7 protein-coding genes are annotated in these 8,907 nt (G+C 49.3%); 3 read left to right on the top strand and 4 right to left on the bottom strand.

The genetic code is table 11. The features are described 5' to 3' along the window. Window positions 1-357: 357 nt before the first annotated feature. Window positions 358-1,773, top strand: coding sequence for a glycoside hydrolase family 1 protein (locus V4U88_RS26470; protein WP_334076171.1), 1,416 nt, complete (start codon window positions 358-360; stop codon window positions 1,771-1,773). 136 nt (window positions 1,774-1,909) lie between these two features. Further along, window positions 1,910-3,295 (top strand): helix-turn-helix transcriptional regulator, encoded by a 1,386-nt coding sequence (locus tag V4U88_RS26465; RefSeq protein WP_334076174.1) that lies wholly within the window; start codon window positions 1,910-1,912, stop codon window positions 3,293-3,295. A 445-nt stretch (window positions 3,296-3,740) separates the two neighbouring features. On the opposite strand, the gene V4U88_RS26460 is transcribed toward V4U88_RS26465, so the two are convergent. The 3 genes from V4U88_RS26460 to V4U88_RS26450 form a co-directional block, all read right to left on the bottom strand. Then, window positions 3,741-4,124 carry a metallophosphoesterase gene (locus V4U88_RS26460; protein ID WP_334076170.1) on the bottom strand — a complete coding sequence of 128 codons (384 nt, stop codon included), beginning with the start codon at window positions 4,122-4,124 and terminating at the stop codon, window positions 3,741-3,743. A gap of 812 nt (window positions 4,125-4,936) precedes the next feature. Next, window positions 4,937-5,743, bottom strand: a complete 807-nt coding sequence (locus V4U88_RS26455; RefSeq protein WP_334076169.1) for a TrmH family RNA methyltransferase — start codon at window positions 5,741-5,743, stop codon at window positions 4,937-4,939. A 255-nt stretch (window positions 5,744-5,998) separates the two neighbouring features. Next, on the bottom strand, window positions 5,999-6,673 hold the full coding sequence (locus tag V4U88_RS26450) for a potassium channel family protein (RefSeq protein WP_334076168.1): 675 nt from the start codon (window positions 6,671-6,673) through the stop codon (window positions 5,999-6,001). Window positions 6,674-6,806: 133 nt separating this feature from the next. Between V4U88_RS26450 and sspI the strand changes: the two genes are divergently transcribed. Then, on the top strand, window positions 6,807-7,043 hold the full coding sequence (gene sspI, locus V4U88_RS26445) for a small acid-soluble spore protein SspI (RefSeq protein ID WP_416367303.1): 237 nt from the start codon (window positions 6,807-6,809) through the stop codon (window positions 7,041-7,043). Between the two features lie 116 nt (window positions 7,044-7,159). Here the strand turns inward: sspI and V4U88_RS26440 are convergent, their stop codons facing one another. Continuing rightward, window positions 7,160-8,740: a peptide chain release factor 3 gene (locus tag V4U88_RS26440; RefSeq protein WP_334076167.1), complete on the bottom strand. Its 1,581-nt coding sequence runs from the start codon at window positions 8,738-8,740 to the stop codon at window positions 7,160-7,162. Window positions 8,741-8,907 lie beyond the last annotated feature (167 nt).

Below are 8,907 nucleotides of genomic sequence, written 5' to 3'. Positions count from 1 at the left end.
ATCGCTTCTTTCACAACTTTTAAACGTTTTTCTTCGTTCAACCTTTTTCCCATACCGATCATCTCCCTTTATTCTAAGTTTAAATTATTGGGTAGGGAGACTCCAGTTTAATTAGGGGGCCTTAGAGGATTTGCATCTTTTTACGCATCCCCTCGTGGATCGAACTAAATACCTGCAGATTTGCATCTTTTGGAGTTGGAAGTATTGGAAGTGCGCTCGGCGCCGCTGTCTGAGCTCCCCCCTGTTTTCCCACAGAGCAATGACATGCTCTCTTCTTTGTTTCTCTCCTTAGGCATGCATGACAGTACTCCATTCCGTTTACCCTAATGATTATATGAACAAGGAAGGTGGACAATCATGAGTATCCGATTCCCGGATGGATTTCTGTGGGGCGGCGCCGTCGCCGCCAATCAATGTGAAGGGGCCTACAACGAGGACGGCAAGGGGTTATCTACGCAGGATGTTGCCCCGAGGGGAGTTAAGGGCCCTATTACCGAATTCCCTACCAAAGACAACCTGAAGCTGGTCGGCATCGACTTTTATCATCGCTACAAGGAAGATATCCGGCTTTTTGTCGAAATGGGCTTTACAGTATTCAGGACCTCCATCGCCTGGTCAAGAATTTTTCCGAATGGTGATGACCTCGAGCCGAACGAACAAGGCCTGAAGTTTTACGACGATCTTTTTGACGAATGCCTCAAATACGGGATTGAGCCGCTTGTTACCCTCTCCCACTATGAAACACCGCTGCATCTGTCCAAGCAGTATAACGGTTGGGTAAACCGGAAACTGATCGGCTTTTATGAACGTTACGCGCGAACGGTGTTTGACCGCTACAAAAACAAGGTAAAGTACTGGCTGACCTTTAATGAGATCAACTCTATTTTGGAAGAACCGTTTTTAAGCGGAGGCATTTATACCCCAAAACAGGAGCTGAGCAAGCAGGACCTGTATCAAGCCGTTCACCACGAATTTGTCGCCAGCGCGCTGGCCGTCAAAATCGGGCACGAAATGATGCCTGACGCAAAAATCGGCTGTATGGTCCTAAGTATGCCGACCTACCCGCTTACGCCTAACCCGGATGATGTCATCGCGGCCATGGAATCCGAGCACAAAAATTATTTCTTTGCCGACGTCCAGGCCAGAGGCAGTTATCCCGGGTACATGAAACGCTATTTCCGCGAGAATGGGATTTCGATTCAAATGGAGCCCGGCGACTTGGAGATTTTAAAGCATACGGTAGACTTTATTTCCTTCAGTTACTATGTCAGCATCTGCGAAACGGCGGATACGGAGCAGCGTAAAAGTTCCGAAGGCAACCTGTTAGGCGGCGTAACCAATCCTTACTTGCAAGCAAGCGAATGGGGATGGCAAATTGACCCCAAAGGTTTGCGTTATGTGCTGAACATGTTCTACGACCGTTACCAAAAGCCTCTGTTTATCGTGGAAAACGGACTCGGGGCCAAGGACGAGCTCATCGCGGACGAGAACGGCATCCCGACGGTGGAGGACGATTACCGGATTCAATATTTGAACGATCACCTGGTCCAAGTGGGCGAAGCCCTGGAGGACGGGATCGAAGTCATGGGCTATACCGCATGGGGCTGCATCGATTTGGTCAGCGCTTCAACCGCCCAAATGAGCAAACGGTACGGCTTTATTTATGTAGACCGCAATGATGACGGGACCGGAAGCCTGAACCGCTACCGCAAAAAATCATTCAACTGGTATAAGGAGGTTATTTCCACCAACGGCCAAAGTTTGCAGCGATAAATAAAGCTGTTTGACTATTTGCTTATTACAGAATTTTCCGTAGTATCTATTGACCATCGTTTAATTTATCTATAATATAGAGTTGTAATGGTAGTATATTCCATATATGAGCAAAGGAGGTGATCGATTGAAAACGATGGAAACCGGACTGACAACGATCCGTAGTCAGATGGAAGATTATTTAAAAAGGAATAGTATGACGTTAAATCAATTTTCCGAACTGACGCAAATTAATACCGGAACGTTAAGCGGGATTATCAATGGTCATCGCCCCATTGCTATGCAGCAGCTCGACCGGCTAACTGCGGGAATGAGACTTCCCGAAGGATATTTCTATGAGATGTATATTGATGAATGCTTCTACCAGGCCAACCCGGATTGGCGGAGGCTCGGTCCGTTTTTGCAGCGTTGCGCCAGTTTGAATAAGCTCGATTGTATTCAGCAAGTGGTTAGGCTGATGATGGATAACCTTTCTTATATACCACTGCTGTTTAACCTGGCTGAACAGCTTTTTAAAGAGGGAAAGCGGGACGCGGCTGTCATACTTTACGAGTTGGTTGCGGAAGGTGAACAGAAACAGCATTCCGAGCGGCTGGCTCTTTGTCAATACCGTTTATTTACGTTGGGTTTGTCCAAAGACCAAAACAAAAATTTGTTACTGGCTTCCCATTTTGAATATTTTATTGATCGGCTTGAAGAACCCTATCAACTAGACGCGCTAAATGAATTGATCAATGTGTTTGCTTCTCTTCGTCGTTGGGATAAGGTAGCGGAACTGGCGGAGAAACTGAAAGTCAAAGCAACGCTTCACTATGAGTTGAACGGTAGTAAGAAATCGCCGGAAATCAAGAAGCCGATTATTTTTTATATTATGTATGCCTACTTAATATTAGGCGAAACGCATTATCAATTTGGCAGATATGAGGATGCGCTGCGCTATGTTTCACTGTATGCACTCTGCGATTGGGTAAAAGATCCCACTGACATTGAAATGGGTGTGATCCAACAGTTTCGGGAATGGGCTGAGGGGAATCGTTACCTGTATCAGCTGATGTCCGGCGAAGTCGGGGTTCTACCGGAGTATGCGAAGTATATCTCCACCAGAGAAAATGAAGTGTTTTTTGCCCTATGCGAGATAGTGATTGCAGCTAACAAATTCGATATCAACATCGATTCTGTACTTGAACAGTACGAGTCCTTTTTAAAGCATCAAGAACAACAATGTCGTATCGGGAAAAATAGCTTGCATTATACGAATGACCGATTTGTCAGCTTGTTATCGGGCCTTGGAGTCTATTATTTGAAGAAAAACAACCTTGATTTTGGACTAAAATATATTTTGGATAGTTTTGCATTTGCTATTGAAATTCGCAGCGAACACGATATGCTTAAATGTGTAGGGCTGTTTGAACAATACCGGGATTTCGCAACTGAAGAGGCAAAATTTCGGTACAAAAAATTAATTGGCGAGGTGCAAAAACAAAATGAAAAAGAAACTGGTTGTATTGGTAGCCCTGTGTAACTTTGTTATTTTCGCTGTAACCCCAGCTGTTATTGGTCTTACTCCTGTCGGAAACCCTACCAAAACTGATATCACTACTAATGGTCATGGTGTAGGGTACTGAATTCTAACGGGGGAATGAACACTGATATTTTGCATCGGGAGCGCTTACTTCATCTTGAACAGTATAGGTAATTTGTGTAAACAAAAGACGCTTATCTGGACAAGCCCTCCCAGTATAAGCGTCTTTTGTTTTGTATAGAGAGGAAAGCCTTCTCTTCTGTAGTAAGCCCCCTGTGAGCCCGCAATGATCCTCTAATATCGTATAACTTTCCTCTCCTCGATCTTCCCTGTAGATTGCTTATAAACATAATAGATCATCCGATCCAGTTCCATCAAACAGAGTCCCCGTTCTTCCATAACCGAGTATGTATTTGAACCCAAATCGCAATTCAGTCGCACTCCATCAAAATAAATCAGCTCGACGGGCGAATGACCATGCACCACAAGTTTGTTTCGGGTTATATTCCTTTCTTTTTGCCTGATTCGGGAAGGTCTTCTCAAGATCCCTAATCGTATCTTTTCCTCCATGAGACAGCCAAAGGGTTTCTCCATTCCGGTAATAATTCCGCATCATTTCTTCATGATTTCCAATCAGAGCAAATACATTTTTGGGGTATTCATCAACCAAATCCTTTAGCTTTTTGATTACCCTGCCGCTTTCCTTCCCCCGGTTAATCATGTCGCCGCCAATAACAAGTTGGTCCGTTGCAAAATCAATTTCAGCATGTTTTAGCAATAACTCCAGCCCTTTATACTCACCATGTAAATCCGTTATGAAATACTTCATTAGGCCACCACCTGTAAGATTTAACTCCCTAATCCAACCTGTTAGAAGTAAACTTCCGCTCTTCATTCAAAATGGCATATTGATACGCATCGTGAAATTTACGGACAATGAGTCTTTCCGTTTTCAGGGCCATGCGCTATCAACCTTCCTCTTCAACTGATATAATTTTTAGAAATTAAAAACGATTGAGAGTTCAGGGTTACTCCAATGCGTATATACTCATATAATCAAAGTCCTGCCGAGGAAGCCATATCGAGTTTTTAACATTAACAAAAATCTCATCGATCAGATCACTGGCTTCACTGGCCTTTCATTCCCGCATGATACCAAAGCTATGTTCTAAAAAAATCGGATTGGGCCGTTCTAAGGATATGAAATGGTTTCGGAGATACGGTTGCCAACATCCACAATTGTAGATATAAAGCCCCACCGTCGGAGTCTATATCATTAACGGGAAAATCTCCCTTTAATGTACCGCTCTTGGCTCATCGATCGGATTTAGCTGGAAAAGCTCCATCTATTTCGCAGCCCTATTGCCGATATACGCAATTTCAGGCGAATTAGCAGGAGGTTTTCCAGCTAATTCCCCTCTGCAGCCGCATACGCACCAAATTAACGGGAAGAATTCCCTTTAATTCGAACCAAACAATTAGTTGCAGGTCAAGGGCAGCAAACCCTACCATAATAAATGGGGAAAGGGCTTGAAAAGGCAGAGAAAAAGACTGGGGAAAGATCGAGGTGAGGATTGATCTTCTGCCAGTCTTTGGTGTGTTTATAGACATTATTTATACTGAGGGTTAGTGAGTCGAACGTTAGCGGGAATTGTTGATTGAAAAATGCCGCTGCCGCAGCGCCTCGTACAGCAGCACCGAGGCGGCCATCGCCACGTTCAGCGACTCCGCCTGTCCGCGCATCGGAATGATGAGTCCGTCGTCCATCAGATCGCGGACTTCCGGGCTGAGCCCGCTGCCTTCGCTGCCGAACAAGAGCCACACCGGGCCGGTAAAGTCATACGCGAAGCAGTTGACCGCCCCCTGGAGGCTCGTTCCGGCGAGCCGGATGCCGCGGCTCTTCGCCTGCGGCAACAGCTCCGCGAGCTTGCCGTGGACCACCGGCAAGTGAAAGATCGAGCCCATGGTGGCGCGCAGCACCTTGGGCCCGTAAATGTCGGCGCAGCCCGCGCCGACGATCACCCCGTCCGCACCGACCGCGTCGGCGGTGCGGATAACGGTGCCGACGTTGCCGGGATCCTGCACGCCGTCCAGCACCACCACCAGGCCGCTCGCCTGCCCGAGCAGCGGCCCCACCCCACCGTCCGCCTTGCGCACGACGGCGAACACGGGCTGCGGCGTCTTCGTATCGCTGCATTTGGCGATGACCGCCTCCGATACGGCGATCCACTCCACGTCCAGGCCGGCCGAGGCCGCCTGGGCCAGTTCGGCGGGGATCCCGCCCTCCGCGTCATAACAGACGCATTCGATGGCCGCCCCCGCCTCCAGCGCCTCCTGAACGAGATGAATCCCCTCGATCAGAAACTTGCCCTGCTTGTCCCGATGTTTTTTCTCCAGAAGCCCGGCCCATTCCTTGACCCGGCCGTTTTGCGGAGACAGTATCTGCATGAATGGTTCATTCCTTTGTTCAGATTAAAATCGCTGTCCGCTGCTCATCCCGATCTTCACAACCACTGATCTTCAGCTTGCCCTTCATTCCCCTCGGATCAAAGGGAATTCCTGCAAATCTGCAGGTATTTTTCCCTGTCAAAACCAATTCGAGCAATAAAGATGCAAATATGCAGGTATTGGTCATTTTTGCGAACTGAGACCTCCCGGCTCCCACAAACTGCACTTTTGCAGGTATTTTCCGTCTCTCATTATTTACTCTTCCGCATACGCCAATTCCATCTTCGTCAAATCGTTCTTCTCCCCAACCACAACGAGAATATCTCCTTCGGAGAGACGGTCGGCGGAAGAAGGCGAAATGTTCATTTTCGTCCCGTGCTTGATCGCCATCACGTTGCAGCCGAAACGGGCCCGCACGTTCAGCTCCTTCAGGTTCTGACCGATCATCGCCCGGGTGGCGCGCAATTCAACGATGCTGTACTCGTCGGAAAGCTCGATGTAATCCAGCACATTGGGAGACGTCAAATGGTGGGCCACCCGAAGTCCCATATCCCGCTCCGGAAAAATGACCTTATCGGCGCCGATTTTATTCAGCACCTTGCCGTGTAGCTCATTCTGGGCTTTAACCACGATTAGCGGCCCACCCATATCCTTCAAAATCAGGGTGGTCAGGATGCTGGATTGAATGTCTTCCCCAATAGCAACAACCACAACGTCGAAGTTCCGGACGCCAAGGGCGCGGAGCGCTTCCTCATCGGTCGAGTCGGCCGTAACCGCATGGGTGACGATATTGGAGACCGCTTGGGTGCGGTGTTCGTCGGAATCGATCGCCAGGACGTCAAAGCCCATTCCGCTCAGCGCTTTGGCCACGCTCAAACCGAATCGCCCCATCCCGATGACGGCAAATTGCTTCTTATCTTTATGTGCCATGATCTGCTTTCACCATCCCGAATCATTTATGGATTGCTATAGTATATCATATTCCCCGGAAAACTTGAATTTTCGCGGACCGTAAGGGGCACATTAACAACGGACAACTATGACCAAGGAGGGAAAAGAATTCGTGCCATCCATTACGATGAGTTTGCGCGAGGCGATTATGCACAAAATCCACGGCCAGAGCGAAGAGGGGCTGCGGGAGATGATCGAAGGCTCGGTCGATGCCCAGGAGGCCGCGCTTCCGGGACTTGGCGCCGTTTTTGAACTAATCTGGAAGAACATCGACACAGCCCGGCAGAACGAGCTTCTGTCCGTGCTCAAGCAGCAGATCGAAGCGGCCGACCTCAAGCCATTGAAATAAGACTGCCTTGCTAAGCAAGCGAGTCTTTTGCCGCCGCTATAGGCGACTCAAGGCTCGTCCTGCTTTTCAAGGCAAAAAAAGCCGCCCCTGCGGACGGCAAAAACTTTGAAGTGTTTTTAAGGCGCTGTTTCGAGGAACTGGGCGTCCGGATTTTTTTCGATGGCCGTGCGCATCGCATATTCATTCTCGAACAAGGCGACATAGTTCCCCTTCTTGTCTTTGACGAGCGTCGAGTTGATACGGAATTTCGACGGGTCGATCTTATCGGCAACGATCCAGCGGGCAAATTGGAAAGGCATGCGCTGTAGTTGAACGTCCACCCCGTATTCGCCCTTCATCCGGTATTCGAATACTTCGAACTGCAGTTGTCCGACCACGCCAAGCAAGGTATCCTCAAAACCGACGGTGGTGAACACCTGAATCGTCCCCTCTTCGGTCAACTGGTCGATCCCCTTTTGATACTGCTTATGCTTCAGGGCATTTTTCACCGTTACTTTGGCAAAAATCTCCGGCGAGAACGTCGGAAGCTCATCGAACACGACCTCACTGCCCTGGCTGAGCGAATCGCCGATCCGGAAAATCCCCGGGTCAAACAGCCCGATAATATCGCCCGGGTAAGCTTCGCTGACGATATCCCGGTCCTGGGCCAGGAATTGCTGCGGCTGGGACAGTTTGATCTCTTTGCCCGCCCGCACGTGCTTGACGGACATGCCGCGCTCGAACTTCCCGGAAACGATACGCAGAAAAGCGATTCGGTCACGGTGCGCCGGGTTCATATTGGCCTGGATTTTGAAGACGTAGCCCGAGAACTTCTCGTTCGTCGGTTCCACGAGTCCGTTCGTACTCCGCCGAGGCTCCGGTTTCGGAGCAAGCTGCAGGAAGTTCTCCAGGAAGGTCTGAACACCGAAATTGTTGACCGCACTGCCGAAAAAGACCGGCGTCAGTTCGCCGCGCTTCACTTTTTCCAGATCAAACGGATCTCCCGCCACATCAAGCAGTTCTACATCCTGGCACAGTTGGTCATGTAAATATTCGCCGGCCATCTCACGAATAACCGGGTCCGTGTAACTCTCCACCTTCGTCACCTGGATGTTTGAGTGATCGTCCCCTTGGAACAGCTCCACTTGATTCTTCATCCGGTCGTACACTCCGCAAAGTTCCCGGCCCATGCCGATCGGCCAGTTCATCGGTACGGAGCGGATGCCGAGCACCTGCTCGATTTCCTCCATCAATTCGAATGGGTTCCGGCCTTCGCGGTCCAGCTTGTTGATGAAGGTGAAGATGGGAATCCCCCGCTTGGCACAGACCTGAAAAAGCTTGATCGTCTGGGCCTCGACACCCTTGGCCACGTCGATCAGCATCACGGCGCTGTCCGCGGCCGTCAGGGTACGGTACGTATCTTCACTGAAGTCCTGGTGACCCGGCGTATCCAAAATATTGACGCGGTGTCCTTTATAATCAAACTGCATCACGGAAGAGGTTACGGAAATCCCCCGCTGCTTCTCGATTTCCATCCAGTCGCTTGTCGCATGCTTGCTAGCTTTCCGGGCTTTGACCGAACCGGCCAGACGGATGGCTCCCCCAAACAAAAGCAGTTTCTCCGTAAGCGTCGTTTTCCCGGCATCCGGGTGGGAGATGATCGCAAACGTTCTGCGTTTATCGACTTCCTGCTGCAGTTGTTCCAATGCTTTGCTCATTCTCACTTTCCTCTCGCTTCTACAAAGTCACGTCTCTTATTGTAACACATTTTAACTCAACATACGCCACTTCACCCGCCCGGATCCCGTCATTTTCTCTTTTAAGTAAATCCTGCAAATCTACAGGCTCAAGGTGCCGATCGCACTACCAACTCCAAATCCAACTC

Origin of the sequence: Paenibacillus sp. A14 (genome assembly GCF_036864815.1) — a bacterium.
GTDB lineage: Bacteria > Bacillota > Bacilli > Paenibacillales > Paenibacillaceae > Fontibacillus > Fontibacillus sanfengchensis.
Note: the sequence above shows the minus strand (reverse complement) of the source record. Positions and strands in the feature narration are given on the sequence as shown.